The sequence below is a fragment of the Streptomyces sp. UG1 genome (assembly GCF_049974585.1).
Classification (GTDB): Bacteria; Actinomycetota; Actinomycetes; order Streptomycetales; family Streptomycetaceae; genus Streptomyces.
The window spans coordinates 120,101-133,722 of record NZ_JBNGGG010000002.1 but is presented as its reverse complement, the minus strand read 5'-3'; the positions used below and the strand labels follow the sequence as shown (position 1 = coordinate 133,722).

Below are 13,622 nucleotides of genomic sequence, written 5' to 3'. Positions count from 1 at the left end.
TCAGTTCTCCGGCGGCAGCTCGCCCGAGCCGCGGGTGATCAGTCGCGTCGGCAGCTCGATGCGCTCGGAGGTGATCAGGGTGCCGTCGAGCTGGCGGAACAGGCGCTCGGCGGCGGTACGGCCGAGGGCCGCGGCGTCCTGGGCGACGACGGTGACGCCCGGCTGCAGCAGATCGGCGAGTTCGATGTCGTCGAAGCCGACGAGGGCGACGCGGCGGGTCTGCTCGGCGAGGACCCGGATCACGGTGACCGTCACACGGTTGTTGCCCGCGAAGATCGCGGTGACGGGGGAGGGACCGGTGAGCATCTCCTCGGCCGCCCGGCGCACCCGCTCCGGATCGGTGACGCCCAGGGACATCCAGGAGTCCGCCACCGGTATCCCCGCGTCCTCCATGGCGGCCCGGTAGCCGCGCAGCCGCTCGGCGGCCGTGTGGATGCGGGGCATGTCGCCGATGAACCCGATCCGGCGGTGGCCGTGCGCGATGAGGTGGGCGACGCCGTCGCGGGCGCCGCCGTGGTTGTCGGACAGGACGCAGTCGGCGTCGATCTTCCCGGCCGGGCGGTCGACGAAGACGGTGGCGACGCCCGCCTTGAGCTCGGGCTCCAGGTAGCGGTGGTCGTCACCGGCCGGAATGACCACCAGCCCGTCCACCCGCCGCGCGCACAGCGCCAGCGCCAGCTCCTGCTCGCGGTCCGGGTCCTCGGCGCTGGAGCCGTTGATGAGCAGGGCGCCGTGCGCCCGGGCGACCTCCTCCACCGCCCGGCTGAGCGGGCCGTAGAAAGGGTCCGCGAGATCCTCCAGGACCAGGCCGATGCTGGCCGTACGGCCCTTGCGCAGCACCCGCGCGCTGTCGTTGCGGCGGAAGCCCAACGCCTCGATGGCCTCCTGGACGCGGCGCTCCGTCTCCGGGGTGACACCGGGCTCACCGTTGACCACGCGCGAGACGGTTTTCAGACCGACTCCGGCCCGTGCCGCGACGTCCTTCATGGTCGGACGGTTGCCGTAGCGGTTGTCGGGAGCGCGGTCGGATCGGCGAATGGTCTCGGGCACGATGCGCTGTCCTGTCCTGTTGTCGTCCACGGGGATGCGTCGGTCCATGGGTTTGTATGAGGATGTGGCGTCGAGCATAGAGCCTGGACAACGTTGTCAGATCCGGGAGACACTGTCCACCGCATTCTCCGGCCTGCGCCCCCACCGCGAGACCGGCTCGCCAATACCCGTGCTCGTACGGGGAGATCCCAATGGTTGACGGGGAGAACTGACACTGATGCACACCGACCTCGTGGCTGCGCTCGACATCGGCGGCACCAAGATCGCCGGAGCGCTGGTGGACGGCCACGGCCAGATCGTCGTCCGAGCGCAGCGCTCGACGCCCGCACAGAAGGACGGCGAGACGGTGATGCGGGCCGTAGAGGAGGTGGTCGGCGAACTGACCGCATCGCCCCTGTGGGAACACGCCACGGCCCTCGGCATCGGCAGCGCGGGCCCGGTGGACGCCTCGGCGGGCACCGTGAGCCCGGTGAACGTGCCCGGCTGGCGTGACTATCCGCTGGTCCGGCGAGTCCGGGAGGCGGCCGGCGGGCTGCCCGTCGAACTGATCGGCGACGGAGTCGCCATCACGGCGGCCGAACACTGGCAGGGAGCGGCCCGGGGCCACGACAACGCACTCTGCATGGTCGTCTCCACGGGCGTCGGCGGTGGCCTGGTCCTGAACGGCCGCCTGCACCCCGGCCCCACCGGTAACGCGGGCCACATCGGCCACATCAGCGTCGACCTGGAGGGCGACGAGTGCCCGTGCGGTTCGCGCGGCTGCGTGGAGCGCATCGCAAGCGGCCCCAACATCGCCCGGCGGGCGCTCGAGAACGGCTGGCGGCCCGGCCCGGACGGCGACACCTCCGCCGCCGCGGTGGCCACCGCCGCACGCGACGGCGACCCGGTCGCCGTGGCCTCCTTCGAGCGCGCCGCCCAGGCCCTGGCCGCCGGGATCGCGGCCACCGCGACCCTGGTCGAGATCGACATCGCCGTGATCGGCGGGGGCGTGGGCAAGGCGGGCGACGTCCTCTTCACGCCGCTCCGCAAGGCGCTGACCGACTACGCCACCCTGTCCTTCGTGCAGCGCCTGAAGATCACGCCGGCCCAGATGGGAACGGACGCGGGCCTGGTCGGAGCCGCGGCCGCCGCCCTCACACGGAAGGCGGACCCGACAGCGGCAAGGGTGTGACGCCGGAACGTTCACTCGCAGGCTAGAGTCCCGCGGCGCCGCACCGGCGCAACGGCGAGCAGGGGACGTGCCGGGGGGTGTCCGCCCGCAGCGGCGGGCGTCAAAAGACGTCACCCCCCCGCCCGACGGCAACCGCCCGACCGAGGACGGACACCCCGGCGCGGCCCCGACCCCCGACGGCGAGCAGTGCGCAACGCCCGCCCCCACCGAACCCGCACAGGCCGCCGCAGGCATACCCAACCGAGCCTCCGCCCAGTCCCCGTGGTCCGAGGTGATGCCGTCGCCGCCATCAGTGACAACGAGCCGGACGACCCGCACCCCGCTCACATCCGCCGCGATCGGCCGGGCCGCCATCGCATTGCTGAGGACCCCGGTCGAAGCGGCCACGCGCCCTCCTCGGCGTCGAGCCCGACCTGCGCAGTGGCCGTCTCGCACGCGCCGCCGACGCTCGAGGCCGTCGTCCAGAGCGGGTGCGACGGGCGCCGCGGGGGGTGGCGACTCCGTGGCGCACAGCAGGCCCGCGGTGAGCGCTCCGGCCAGAAGTGGTCTGTCCCTGGAAGGTGACGTGACGCACGACACCACGACCTGCTTTTGAACACGTTCAAGAAACTGCGCTAGGCTCGTTCCCACACCCGAGGGGGAGCCGATGAAGATAGTGATTCCCGGAGGAACCGGGCAGGTGGGCACGATCCTGAACCGCGCGCTGAGCCGCGCGGGCCATGAGGTCGTCGTCCTGACCAGGCGGCCCACGCGCGACGGTGAGGTCCGGTGGGACGGTGAGTCGTGGGGCCCGTGGGCCGAGGAGATCGACGGCAGCGACGTCGTGATCAACCTGGCAGGGCGCAGCGTGAGCTGCCGTTACACCCCGGACAACCTGCGGGCCATGATGGATTCGCGGGTGCGCTCCACCGAGGTCGTGGGTGAGGCGATCGCCGGCGCAGCCCGGCCGCCCCGGGTCTGGCTGCAGATGAGCACGGCCACCCTCTACGCCCACCGCTTCGACGCCCCCAACGACGAGGCGACCGGCATCGTCGGCGGCAGCGAGCCCGATGTGCCGGGCTACTGGTCCTACAGCGTCGAGATCGCCAGGTCCTGGGAGCGGGCCCAGGAGGTGGCCGACACGCCGCACACCCGCAAGGTCGCGCTGCGCTCCGCCATGGTGATGAGCCCCGATCGCGGCGGCGTGTTCGACGTCCTGCTGGGGCTGGCGCGGCTGGGCCTCGGCGGCCCCGTGGCGGGCGGCGGACAGTACGTCTCGTGGATCCACGACCAGGACTTCGTCCGCGCGGTCGAGTTCCTGATCGGGCGGGACGATCTGCGCGGGCCGGTGAACCTGGCCGCCCCGGAACCCCTGCCCCAGCGCGCCTTCATGCGGGACCTGCGCTCCGCGTGGGGCGTCCCCGTGGGCCTGCCCGCGACGAAGTGGATGGCCGAGATCGGCGCGTTCGCGCTGCGCTCGGACACCGAACTGCTGCTGAAGAGCCGACGGGTCGTCCCCGGGCGCCTGCTCGACGAAGGCTTCGACTTCGCGTACGCCCGCTGGCCGGAGGCGGCCCGCGATCTCGTACGGCGGCGTCGGGGTCGGCGCGCACGGGGGCGGATCGGGGCGGAGGTTGCGTCCTTGTCCGGTTCGTCCGGGGGTGGGGCGTGACCCCGGGGCCGTTTCACAGTTGAACCGGCCATGAAGAAGCGCAGCATGCTCGCCATCGCCTCCCTGGCCACCGGATTCGTCGTCGCGGCGGTCACCCCGTCCCACTCGGCCGAGCCCTCCGGAAACTCCGGCACCGGGTCCCCGTCGGCCGGGCTGCCCGGCACCGGTGGTCAGATCAAGGCCGCCGGCCTGGACATGAGCGGCAAGAACAAGCTCGCCGGCCTGGGCACGACCGCTCCGACCAAGCTCGCCGGGATCAACGTGAACCAGGCGCTGGACACCTTCGGCGGGGCGATCAACCGCGAAACGGACCGGGCAGTGAACGACGCCCCGCACGGAAAGCAGGGGAAGAAGAAGGGCTGACGAGCCCGCCGAGCCGAGCACACGGCGCCGTACCCCGCAGCGGAGCGGAGGGCGGCGCCGTCGTCATGCGCCCTCTACGGGAGCTGGTTTCCGTGGCAGGGTGGAGCGGGCAAGCCACAGGGGGCCAACAGAAGAGGGGGAAACGTGATCGTTTGGATCAACGGTGCGTTCGGTGCGGGGAAGACCACCACCGCACGGGAACTGATCGAGCTGATCCCGAACAGCACGCTCTTCGACCCCGAGGTCATTGGCGGAGCACTCACCCACCTGCTCCCGCCCAAACACCTCACGGAGGTCGGCGACTTCCAGGACCTGCCGATCTGGCGACGTCTCGTGATCGACACGGCGGCCGCGCTGTACGCCGAGCTCGGCGGGACCCTCGTGGTCCCGATGACCCTGCTGCGCCAGGAGTACCGCGACGAGATCTTCGGCGGCCTCGCCGCCCGCCGCATCACCGTCCATCATCTGCTCCTCGCCCCGGCGGAAACGATCCTGCGCGAGCGAATAGCCGGGCGGGAGATCCCGCCCGACCTGCCTGACGGCGAGATGCGTGTCCGGCAGTGGGCGTACGACCACATAGAGCCGTACCGCGCCGCGCTCGCCGCCTGGCTCACCGCCGACGCCTACCCCGTCGACAACAGTGGCATGACGCCGTACGAGACCGCCGTACGGATCGCCGAGGCCGTCGGCAGCGGTGCCGTGTCCGTCTGCGACATCGTGCAGACGCCCGAGCCCACCGCCGAGACCCTGGCCGCGGGCGTGCTGCTCTTCGACGAGGAGGACCGGGTGCTGCTCGTCGACCCCACGTACAAGGCCGGCTGGGAGTTCCCCGGCGGCGTCGTCGAACCCGGCGAGGCGCCCGCGCGCGCGGGCATGCGCGAGGTCGCCGAGGAGACGGGGATACGGCTCGACGACGTGCCGAGCCTCCTGGTCGTCGACTGGGAGCGGCCCTCGCCCCCGGGCTACGGCGGACTGCGCCTCCTCTTCGACGGCGGCCGGCTCGACTCCGGCGAGGCCGAACGCCTCCTGCTGCCCGGACCCGAGCTGCGCGACTGGCGCTTCGTCACCGAGGAGGAGGCCGCGGAACTGCTGCCGCCGGTGCGCTACGAGCGGCTGCGCTGGGCGCTGCGGGCGCGGGAACGCGGGGCGGCGCTCTACCTGGAGGCGGGCGTTCCGGCGCCGTGACCCAGGACGTCGTACGGCAGCGGCGTCAGCCTGCTCTCCTCCTGGAACCTCCTGCTGAACGCGTCCATCGCAGCGGCCGTCCGCGCGTGCCGGGCGATCACCGCGGCGGCGGCCTGCGGGATGCCCTCGGGCCGGGCGCCGTCGGCGCACGCGCGGATGAAGGCGGACCGTTCCTCGCCGCGGTGGCCGTACAACTCGGTGACGAGCCAGAGGACCAGGTACAGGGAGGTGTAGCCCCGGTCGTAGTCACGGTGCCGGTCGAAGAACTCGCGCTCGGGTGGCGTGAGGCGGAAACGTGAGGAGAGGGCGAGACCGAAGTCGGAGAGGTAGAGACGGCGGCCGTCGGTGAGGATGTTCCCGAAGTGCGCGTCCATGTGCAGCAGTTCGCGCGCGTACAGAAAGGACGTGACGGCCGCCAGCCCCTGCTCCACCAGCCGGCAGGGGCCCTCCGCGTCGCCGGCCGCGAGCCGGGCGCGCAGCCAGTCGTGCAGGGTCTGCGGGACGTACTCCAGGAACAGCGCGACGCTCGCGGAAGCCGTCCGCAGGGCCTCGATCCGCCGGCGGGGCCCGGGCTCGCCGCCCCAGTACTCCACTGCCCCTTCCACATCCGCCAGTTCGGCCGGGAAGTGGTGCTCGGACTCGGGCAGGACCCGCCAGTGGTGCAGCAGCGGAAAGCCCGAGAACGCGTCCGCCAGCACCCAGTTGGTGGTCATCTCGTGCACGGCGAGTTCCCGCCAGGCGCCGAGGCCCGGGCTGGGGACGCTGCCGATGCCGTAGTGGCAGTACGGCGGCATGCCGAACAGGTTGGCCGTGGAGCGACGATTTTCCGGGTGCCGCTCGACATCGGTGAGCGGCACCCGCTTCACGAAGACCCGTCTGCCGTCCACCTCGACCAGTGTCGAACGGCCGCCGATCCCGCTGCCGAGCGGCCTGCCCGACGCCACCAGCGCCGCGAGTTCGTGGTCGGAGCACAGGGCGAGGGACGTGGCGATGTCCGTGTGGGCGGCGAGGCGCGAGGTGTGGGGCATGGTTGTCGTCCTTGGCGCCCGCGCGCTCAACTCGCCGCGTAGTTGCGCAGGAACAGTGCCTCGGCGACCGAAAGGCGCTCCAGTTCCCGCGGGGACACGCTCTCGTTCACGGCGTGGATCTGGGCCTCCGGCTCGCTCAGGCCGATGAGGAGGATCTCCGCGTGGGGGTAGAGCGCGGCGAGGGTGTTGCACAGGGGGATCGAGCCGCCCTGGCCGGCGTACTGCATCTCCTGGCCGGGGTAGGCCACCGCCATCGCGTCCGCCATCGCCTGGTACGCCGGGCTGCCGGTGTCGGCGCGGAACGGCTGGCCCTGGCCGACCTGCTCGGTGCGCACCCGGGCGCCCCACGGCGTGTGCGTCTCCAGATGGGCCTGGAGCAGCTTGGTCGCCTCGGCCGCGTCCACACCCGGCGGCACCCGCAGGCTGATCAGCGCCCGCGCGCTCGCCTGCACGGACGGGGTGGCGCCGACGACCGGCGGGCAGTCGATGCCGAGCACCGTGACGGCCGGGCGCGCCCAGATGCGGTCGGCGACCGTGCCCGAGCCGATCAGCTCGACGCCGTCGAGGACCTTGGCGTCCTTGCGGAACTGGTCGTCGTCGTACTGCAGCCCCTCCCACGACGACTCGCCGGTCAGGCCGTCCACCGTCGTCGAACCGTCCTCCGCGCGCAGCGAGTCCAGTACGCGGATCAGCGCGCCGAGCGCGTCCGGCGCGGCCCCGCCGAACTGGCCGGAGTGCAGGTTGCCCTCGAGCGTGTCGATCTGCACGCGCACCATGGTCATACCGCGCAGCGTCGAGGTCACCGTCGGCAGCCCGACACGGAAGTTGCCCGCGTCGCCGATCACGATGGTGTCGGCCTCCAGCAGGTCCGGGTGCTCCTCGGCGTACCGCTCCAGGCCGCCCGTGCCCATCTCCTCCGAGCCCTCGACGATCACCTTCACGTGGACCGGTATGCCACCGTTCGCCTTCAGCGCGCGCAGGGCGAGCAGGTGCATGATCACGCCGCCCTTGCAGTCGGCGGCGCCGCGCCCGTACCAGCGGCCGTCGCGCTCGGTCAGTTCGAAGGGCGGGGTGCTCCACGCGGCCTCGTCCAGCGGGGGCTGCACGTCGTAGTGGGCGTACAGCAGGACCGTCTTCGCGCCCTCGGGTCCGCGCAGGTGGCCGTAGACCGACTGCGTGCCGTCGGGGGTGTCCAGCAGGGCCACGTCCTCGAAGCCCTCGGCGGTGAGCGCGTCGACGACCCAGCGGGCGGCGTCCTCGCTCTCGCTCTTCGGGAACTGGTCGAAGTCCGCCACCGACTTGAAGGCCACCAGCTCGGCGAGCTCCGCCCGCGCCCTGGGCGTCAGCGAGGCGACGGTCTCGGCGACCGGATTCGACGACATGGGCACGCTCCTTGTGGGTGCGACGTTGTACGTATGAGTGGTGTGATCCTCCCACAGCAGCCTGCGACGATGCCCGCCGTAGGATGCGGGGGGACAGCAGCAGGCGGCGGCTTGATCGGGAGCAGTAGACCATCGTGAGCAGCGAGAACTCTTCGGCGGACGACGTACGGCAGGTGTGGGACGTCGTCGTGGTGGGCGCGGGACCCGCAGGGGCCTCGGCCGCGTACGCGGCGGCGGTCGCCGGACGGCGCGTGCTGGTGCTGGAGAAGGCGGAGCTGCCGCGCTACAAGACGTGCGGCGGCGGCATCATCGGCCCCTCGCGCGACTCGCTCCCGCCCGGCTTCGAGCTGCCCTTCCGGGACCGGGTGCACGCGGTGACGTTCTCCAGCAACGGCCGCTTCACCCGGACCCGCCGCTCCAAGCAGATGCTGTTTGGGCTCATCAACCGGCCTGAGTTCGACCAGCAGCTCGTCGAGCACGCGCAGAAGGCGGGCGCCGAGCTGCGCACGGGCGTCACCGTGCAGCGCGTCGAGCAGCACGGCTCGGCGGTGCCGGACCGGCGCAGCGTCGCCGTCGTCCTGCAGGGCGGCGAGACGCTGCTCGCGCGGGCCGTGGTCGGCGCGGACGGCAGCGCCAGCCGGATAGGGGCCCATGTCGGGGTGAAGCTCGACCAGGTGGACCTCGGCCTGGAGGCGGAGATCCCGGTGCCTCAGACCGTCGCCGAGGACTGGAAGGGGCGGGTCCTCATCGACTGGGGCCCGATTCCCGGCAGTTACGGCTGGGTGTTCCCCAAGGGGGACACGCTCACGGTCGGTGTGATCTCGGCGCGCGGCGAAGGGGCCGCCACCAAGCGGTACTTGGAGGAGTTCATCGGGCGGCTCGGGCTCGCCGGGTTCGAGCCGAGCATCTCCTCCGGCCATCTGACCCGCTGCCGCGCCGACGACTCGCCGCTGTCGCGCGGGCGGGTGCTGGTGTGCGGGGACGCGGCGGGGCTGCTGGAGCCCTGGACGCGCGAGGGCATCTCGTTCGCGCTGCGGTCGGGGCGGCTCGCGGGGGAGTGGGCGGTGCGGATCGCCGAGGCGCACGACGCGGTGGACACCCGGCGCCAGGCTCTGAACTACGCCTTCGCGGTGAAGGCGGGGCTCGGCGTCGAGATGAGCGTGGGCAAGCGCCTGCTGACGGTGTTCGAGCGCCGTCCCGGCCTCTTCCACGCGGCGCTGACCGGTTTCCGGCCGGCCTGGAAGGCGTTCATGGACATCACCCGCGGCTCCACCTCCCTGGCCGAGATCGTCCGCACCCACCCGATGGCCCACCGCGCGCTGACCGCGCTGGACCGCCGCCCGGCGGCCGAGGGCGGCGAGGTCACCTCTTGACGGTGATCCGGAAGACGGGGTGGTCCGGGGCCGCCGCGACGATCTCCTCGTCGGAGGACTTCGCGGTGACCCCCTGGAAGTACTGGTTGACCTCCCAGCCCCACTTCTCCAGATAGGTCCGCAGGACCGGGAGCTTCTCCTCGTCGGGAAGCTCCACCGCGGAGAACTCACGCACCTTGCGCCCGACCCGCAGTTCCCCGCCCCCGGTGGCGCGCATGTTGCGCACCCACTGGGAGTGGCCGCGCGCCGAGACCAGGTACTGCACGCCGTCATGGCTGTGCGGATTGACCGGGATGCGCTGCATCTTGCCGCTCTTGCGTCCGCGCACGGACAGCTCCTCCGTGCCCGCGATGCTGAGCCCGTGCCGGGCCAGCCAGCCGATGACGCTGTTGAGGCGGACGTTGAGCGGGCTGCCCTTGAGGTAGTACGGCGACGACATGGTGACCCCCAGAGATTGAGAGAGCGGTGCTCTCGCTTGAGAGCAGTGTGCACGACGCTGCCGACCCAAAGCAAGAGCAGTGCTCTCGATTGTGTGCACTGCTCTGACTTTCGTGGGAGACTGCCACACATGAGCAGCACGCCACTGGGCGCCCGCGCCCGCGCCAGGATGGAAGTCACCGCGGCCATCAAGGACGAGGCCCGCAGACAACTCGCCGCCGAGGGCGCCGCCAAGCTCTCGCTGCGCGCCGTGGCCCGTGAACTCGGCATGGTCTCCTCCGCGCTGTACCGCTACTTCCCCAGCCGGGACGACCTGCTGACCGCACTCATCATCGATGCCTACGACGCCGTCGGCGCGCGTGCGGAGGCCGCGCACGCCAAGGCCGCGGACGCCGGGCCGGTGCGGCGCTGGACGGCGGTGGCCCAGGCCGTACGGGAGTGGGCGCTGCGGCATCCGCACGAGTACGCGCTGATCTACGGCTCGCCCGTGCCCGGCTACACCGCCCCCGACACCACCGTCCCGCCCGCCTCCCGCGTCGGCCTCCTCCTCATCGGCATCGTCCGCGACGCCCACCACGGCAAGGGCCTCACCGAGTTGCCGCCCTTGCCCGACGAACTGGCCCCCGAGGCCGACCGAATGGCCGCCGATCTCGCCCCCGACCTCCCCCCGGCGACGGTCGCCGCCCTCGTCGCCGCCTGGGCGCAGCTCTTCGGGCTCGTCGGGTTCGAGCTGTTCGGCCAGTTCAACCGGGTCGTGGAGGACAGGGAGCCGTTCTTCCGGCACGCGGTGGTCCGGCTCGCGCACGGCGTGGGCCTGGTGGACGGCGAGCGGTAGGACCGTGCCGGCCATAGGGCACGGGCACCGGCGACGGCGGCAGTTCCGGGTCCTGGCGCAGGATCCGGGTGTGCGGGCAGCGCTGCGCGGGTCCCGGGTCCGCGCCCGGGGCGTCGGCGAGGCGCCGCCGGGCCGACTCGTACGCGGTCAGCGCGTCCGTCGGGCGGCCGGTGCGGCAGGTGCGGCACAGGGCCGGCATCAGCAGCTCGACGAGGCGATCGCGCAGGGGGGTGCGCGACCAGGCGGACGAGTTCATCGACGTACTCGAATTCATCGACGTACTCGAAGGACCGGCCGAGCCTGATCTCGCCCTCCAGCAGCGCCTCCAGCACGGTGAGCCGCTTCTCCGCCCACCGCAGACGCTCCGCCTCCAGATACGGCGCCCGCAGCCCTCGGCGAACGCGCCGCGCCACAACTCCTCGGTACGCCTGGCCAGTTCGACCACGCGCCGCACCTCTCCGGCGCCCCGTGCGGCCGGCGCCGCGTCCACCAGGCGCCGTACTGCGAGTGTTCCTGCCGGCCCGCATCAAGGAGGAGCACGAGCGCACCGGGGACACCGAGCGGGCGGTCGGCGCGGGCATCCGGCGCAGCGCGCCCCTGATCACCGCCGCGGCCGGGATCCTCGCGCTGTCCTTCCTGCCGTACGCCACCTCGGGCGTCGTCTTCCTCAAGGAACTCGGCATCGGCACGGCCCTGACGAGATCCTCGTCGACGCCACCCTCATCCGGGTCGTGCTGCTTCCGGTGACGATGCGGCTCGCCGGGCGCGCGAACTGGTGGGCGTCGCGGCGGCTGCGCGGGCTGCGGATCAGGGAGCCCGGGACGGCGGACGTACTTCGCCGGGAGTATGTGTGATCATCACGCGCGGGTGACGCCGCCCGGTGGCCGTCGCGTCTAGCGTGGCGGACATGGATGAGCAGCAGGCGCACCGCGGCGGCGGTCCGCAGATGTGGTGGCGGCACGGTCCACCGGGGTGGTACCGGTGGGCCGACGACGAGCACGCCCCCCGCTGGCCCTGGCGCTCCACCCTGCTGATCACGGCCTTCGTGATGGCCGGCTCGAACTTCGCGGCCGAGGGTCAGATGGACGACCGGGCGCCCCTCGATCCCTTCGCACGCGCCTTGCTGTTCGTGGCGGGGGCGCTGCTGCTGTGGCGCAAGCGGTATCCGGTGGCCGTCGCCTTCGGGACGTCGGTGGCCGCCACGGTCTACCTGGGCGCCGGATATCCGTACGGGCCGGTCTTCCTGGCCGTCGCGCTGGCCTGCTTCAACGCCATCGTCCTGGGACACCGCAAGGCGGCGTGGGCGGCGGTCGCGGTGCTCTGGATCGGGCACGCCCTGGTGGCGCACTGGCTGTACCGGTGGCTGCCGCCGTCCGGTGACCCGGCCGCTCCCTGGGGGCAGGAGGGTGTGATCGCCGCCTGGGTGGCGGCGATCGTGGCGGTCTCGGAGCTGGCGAAAACGCGGCGCGAGCAGTGGGCGAAGGAGGGGGCCGAGCGGGCGCTGGCGGCGCGGCGGCGGGCCGACGAGGAGCGGCTGCGGATCGCCCGCGAACTGCACGACGTCCTCGCGCACAGCATCTCCGTGATCAATGTGCAGGCGGGCGTCGGCCTGGCGCTGCTGGACACCGACCCCGAGCAGGCGCGCACGGCGCTCACCACCATCAAGGCCAAGAGCAAGGAGGCGCTCGGCGAGGTGCGCCAGGTCCTCGACACGCTGCGCACCCCCGGCGACGCGCCCCGCGCCCCGGCCCCCGGTCTCGACCGGCTGCCCGAACTGGTGGAGCAGGCCGCGAGCGCGGGCCTCACCGTCGAGGTCGAGGGCGAGCCGCCCCGCCTGCCGCCCGGCACGGACCTCGCGGCCTTCCGGATCGTCCAGGAGGCCCTCACCAATGTCGTACGCCACTCGGAGTCGCGGCACGCGCGCGTGCACCTCGATCACGGCGACGGTGCGACGCTACGGTTGCGTATCGACGACGACGGTCCGGCGACCGGCGCCGACGCGGGCGGCAGCGGCAACGGACTCGCCGGAATGCGGGAGCGGGCGGCCGCGCTGGGTGGCACGATCGAGGCGGGCCCGCGGGACGACGGCGGCTTCCGGGTGCTCGCCGTACTGCCGTTGAAGACCGCCGCCGAGGTCAAGGAGGACCGGTGATCCGCGTACTGCTCGCCGACGATCAGTCACTGGTGCGGGCCGGCTTCCGGGCGCTGCTCGGCGCGCAGCCCGACATCGAGGTGGCCGGGGAGGCCGCCGACGGCGAGGAGGCGCTGCGCAAGGTGCGCGAACTGCGGCCCGACGTCGTCCTGATGGACATCCGCATGCCGCTCCTCGACGGCCTCGCCGCGACCCGCCGGATCACCGAGGACGATTCTCTGAAGGGTGTGAAGGTGGTCATGCTCACCACCTTCGAACTCGACGAGTACGTCTTCGAGGCCATCCGCTCGGGCGCCTCCGGCTTCCTGGTCAAGGACACCGAGCCGGAGGAACTCCTGCGCGCGGTACGGGCCGTGGTCGAGGGCGACGCGCTGCTCTCCCCGGGAGTGACCCGGCGGCTGATCGCCGAGTTCGCCGCGCGCTCCAAGGAGCCGGCGGCCGCCGACGCCCTCGCCGAACTCACCGAGCGCGAGCGGGAGGTCATGGCGCTGGTCGGCATCGGCCTGTCCAACGAGGAGATCGCCCGCCGCCTGGTGGTCAGCCCGCTCACCGCGAAGACCCACGTCAGCCGCACGATGGTGAAGCTCGGCGCGCGGGACCGGGCCCAACTGGTGGTGCTGGCCTACGAGTCGGGGTTGGTGCGGCCGGGCTGGCTGGGCTGAGAGCCCTGCCGGAACCGCATCAGGACGCTGACGACCCGGGCGAAGAACACCACGACGGCGACCGTGGCGCCCACGCCGACGAGGGCGCCGCGCGTACCGTCCGACACATCGAAGACATACGCCGGCCCGGCGACCGCCCCGAACAGCACCGCCGCCGCGAACGCGGCACTGCACAGCGCGTACCCGATCTCGACGGTGATCGCGTCCCGCTGGGCCTGGTCGCGCCGTCCCCCGTGATTCTCCATCCCTCGAGTCAAACAGGGGTACGCCCGGCGGAGCAAGCCGCTCCGCCGGGCGCACATGCGAGGCGTCCTCCCTGGGGCGTGTGTCGG

At 72.5% G+C, this 13,622-nt stretch carries 16 protein-coding genes and 1 pseudogene; 10 read left to right on the top strand and 7 right to left on the bottom strand.

Features of this window, described 5'->3' with window-relative positions; translation table 11 throughout:
• Positions 1-1,098, bottom strand: a complete 1,098-nt coding sequence (locus ACP4J3_RS02890) for a LacI family DNA-binding transcriptional regulator (RefSeq protein ID WP_426529994.1) — start codon at positions 1,096-1,098, stop codon at positions 1-3.
• 169 nt (positions 1,099-1,267) lie between these two features.
• Between ACP4J3_RS02890 and ACP4J3_RS02885 the strand changes: the two genes are divergently transcribed.
• Positions 1,268-2,221: an ROK family protein gene (locus ACP4J3_RS02885; RefSeq protein ID WP_426529992.1), complete on the top strand. Its 954-nt coding sequence runs from the start codon at positions 1,268-1,270 to the stop codon at positions 2,219-2,221.
• A gap of 297 nt (positions 2,222-2,518) precedes the next feature.
• Here ACP4J3_RS02885 and ACP4J3_RS02880 read toward each other — a convergent pair.
• Positions 2,519-2,575 (bottom strand): annotated as a pseudogene (locus tag ACP4J3_RS02880) (hypothetical protein); the annotation flags it as partial.
• A 292-nt stretch (positions 2,576-2,867) separates the two neighbouring features.
• On the opposite strand from ACP4J3_RS02880, the gene ACP4J3_RS02875 reads away from it, so the two are divergent.
• From ACP4J3_RS02875 to ACP4J3_RS02865, 3 genes are all read left to right on the top strand, one after another.
• Positions 2,868-3,872 carry a TIGR01777 family oxidoreductase gene (locus ACP4J3_RS02875; protein ID WP_426529990.1) on the top strand — a complete coding sequence of 335 codons (1,005 nt, stop codon included), beginning with the start codon at positions 2,868-2,870 and terminating at the stop codon, positions 3,870-3,872.
• Between the two features lie 30 nt (positions 3,873-3,902).
• On the top strand, positions 3,903-4,235 hold the full coding sequence (locus ACP4J3_RS02870) for a hypothetical protein (protein WP_426530383.1): 333 nt from the start codon (positions 3,903-3,905) through the stop codon (positions 4,233-4,235).
• A gap of 144 nt (positions 4,236-4,379) precedes the next feature.
• Positions 4,380-5,420: an NUDIX hydrolase gene (locus ACP4J3_RS02865; RefSeq protein WP_426529988.1), complete on the top strand. Its 1,041-nt coding sequence runs from the start codon at positions 4,380-4,382 to the stop codon at positions 5,418-5,420.
• Here ACP4J3_RS02865 and ACP4J3_RS02860 read toward each other — a convergent pair.
• Positions 5,390-6,448, bottom strand: coding sequence for a protein kinase family protein (locus tag ACP4J3_RS02860; RefSeq protein WP_426529986.1), 1,059 nt, complete (start codon positions 6,446-6,448; stop codon positions 5,390-5,392). The genes ACP4J3_RS02865 and ACP4J3_RS02860 overlap by 31 nt on opposite strands.
• Positions 6,449-6,474: 26 nt before the next feature.
• Positions 6,475-7,830 (bottom strand): dipeptidase, encoded by a 1,356-nt coding sequence (locus ACP4J3_RS02855; protein ID WP_426529984.1) that lies wholly within the window; start codon positions 7,828-7,830, stop codon positions 6,475-6,477.
• 134 nt (positions 7,831-7,964) lie between these two features.
• Between ACP4J3_RS02855 and ACP4J3_RS02850 the strand changes: the two genes are divergently transcribed.
• A complete protein-coding gene (locus ACP4J3_RS02850) occupies positions 7,965-9,203 on the top strand; it encodes a geranylgeranyl reductase family protein (RefSeq protein ID WP_426529982.1) in 1,239 nt (412 codons plus the stop codon).
• On the opposite strand, the gene ACP4J3_RS02845 is transcribed toward ACP4J3_RS02850, so the two are convergent.
• The gene (locus ACP4J3_RS02845; RefSeq protein WP_426529980.1) at positions 9,193-9,642 is read right to left on the bottom strand and encodes a nitroreductase family deazaflavin-dependent oxidoreductase; all 450 of its coding nucleotides are present in this window, start codon (positions 9,640-9,642) and stop codon (positions 9,193-9,195) included. The two genes, ACP4J3_RS02850 and ACP4J3_RS02845, sit on opposite strands and share 11 nt — an antisense overlap.
• 129 nt (positions 9,643-9,771) lie before the next feature.
• On the opposite strand from ACP4J3_RS02845, the gene ACP4J3_RS02840 reads away from it, so the two are divergent.
• Positions 9,772-10,476: a TetR/AcrR family transcriptional regulator gene (locus ACP4J3_RS02840; protein ID WP_426529978.1), complete on the top strand. Its 705-nt coding sequence runs from the start codon at positions 9,772-9,774 to the stop codon at positions 10,474-10,476.
• On the opposite strand, the gene ACP4J3_RS02835 is transcribed toward ACP4J3_RS02840, so the two are convergent.
• Positions 10,385-10,966 carry an AfsR/SARP family transcriptional regulator gene (locus tag ACP4J3_RS02835; protein ID WP_426529976.1) on the bottom strand — a complete coding sequence of 194 codons (582 nt, stop codon included), beginning with the start codon at positions 10,964-10,966 and terminating at the stop codon, positions 10,385-10,387. The genes ACP4J3_RS02840 and ACP4J3_RS02835 overlap by 92 nt on opposite strands.
• A 17-nt stretch (positions 10,967-10,983) precedes the next feature.
• On the opposite strand from ACP4J3_RS02835, the gene ACP4J3_RS02830 reads away from it, so the two are divergent.
• The 4 genes from ACP4J3_RS02830 to ACP4J3_RS02815 are packed head-to-tail and all read left to right on the top strand — an operon-like array spanning position 10,984 to position 13,290.
• Entirely contained in the window at positions 10,984-11,223 is a 240-nt protein-coding gene (locus tag ACP4J3_RS02830; protein WP_426529974.1) for an MMPL family transporter, read from the top strand.
• Positions 11,208-11,330 (top strand): hypothetical protein, encoded by a 123-nt coding sequence (locus tag ACP4J3_RS02825; RefSeq protein WP_426529972.1) that lies wholly within the window; start codon positions 11,208-11,210, stop codon positions 11,328-11,330. The genes ACP4J3_RS02830 and ACP4J3_RS02825 overlap by 16 nt, the downstream gene beginning before the upstream one ends.
• 53 nt (positions 11,331-11,383) lie before the next feature.
• Positions 11,384-12,628 carry a sensor histidine kinase gene (locus ACP4J3_RS02820; protein WP_426529970.1) on the top strand — a complete coding sequence of 415 codons (1,245 nt, stop codon included), beginning with the start codon at positions 11,384-11,386 and terminating at the stop codon, positions 12,626-12,628.
• Entirely contained in the window at positions 12,625-13,290 is a 666-nt protein-coding gene (locus tag ACP4J3_RS02815) for a response regulator (RefSeq protein ID WP_426529968.1), read from the top strand. The genes ACP4J3_RS02820 and ACP4J3_RS02815 overlap by 4 nt, the downstream gene beginning before the upstream one ends.
• Here the strand turns inward: ACP4J3_RS02815 and ACP4J3_RS02810 are convergent.
• Positions 13,251-13,535 carry a DUF6332 family protein gene (locus ACP4J3_RS02810; protein WP_426529966.1) on the bottom strand — a complete coding sequence of 95 codons (285 nt, stop codon included), beginning with the start codon at positions 13,533-13,535 and terminating at the stop codon, positions 13,251-13,253. The two genes, ACP4J3_RS02815 and ACP4J3_RS02810, sit on opposite strands and share 40 nt — an antisense overlap.
• Positions 13,536-13,622 lie beyond the last annotated feature (87 nt).

Bases quoted from the DNA above. Each gene is read 5' to 3' on its own strand.
- ACP4J3_RS02890 (WP_426529994.1), bottom strand. From the start codon at position 1,098: ATGGACCGACGCATCCCCGTGGACGACAACAGGACAGGACAGCGCATC.
- ACP4J3_RS02885 (WP_426529992.1), top strand. From the start codon at position 1,268: ATGCACACCGACCTCGTGGCTGCGCTCGACATCGGCGGCACCAAGATC.
- ACP4J3_RS02875 (WP_426529990.1), top strand. From the start codon at position 2,868: ATGAAGATAGTGATTCCCGGAGGAACCGGGCAGGTGGGCACGATCCTG.
- ACP4J3_RS02870 (WP_426530383.1), top strand. From the start codon at position 3,903: ATGAAGAAGCGCAGCATGCTCGCCATCGCCTCCCTGGCCACCGGATTC.
- ACP4J3_RS02860 (WP_426529986.1), bottom strand. From the start codon at position 6,448: ATGCCCCACACCTCGCGCCTCGCCGCCCACACGGACATCGCCACGTCC.
- ACP4J3_RS02855 (WP_426529984.1), bottom strand. From the start codon at position 7,830: ATGTCGTCGAATCCGGTCGCCGAGACCGTCGCCTCGCTGACGCCCAGG.
- ACP4J3_RS02845 (WP_426529980.1), bottom strand. From the start codon at position 9,642: ATGTCGTCGCCGTACTACCTCAAGGGCAGCCCGCTCAACGTCCGCCTC.
- ACP4J3_RS02840 (WP_426529978.1), top strand. From the start codon at position 9,772: ATGAGCAGCACGCCACTGGGCGCCCGCGCCCGCGCCAGGATGGAAGTC.
- ACP4J3_RS02820 (WP_426529970.1), top strand. From the start codon at position 11,384: ATGGATGAGCAGCAGGCGCACCGCGGCGGCGGTCCGCAGATGTGGTGG.
- ACP4J3_RS02810 (WP_426529966.1), bottom strand. From the start codon at position 13,535: ATGGAGAATCACGGGGGACGGCGCGACCAGGCCCAGCGGGACGCGATC.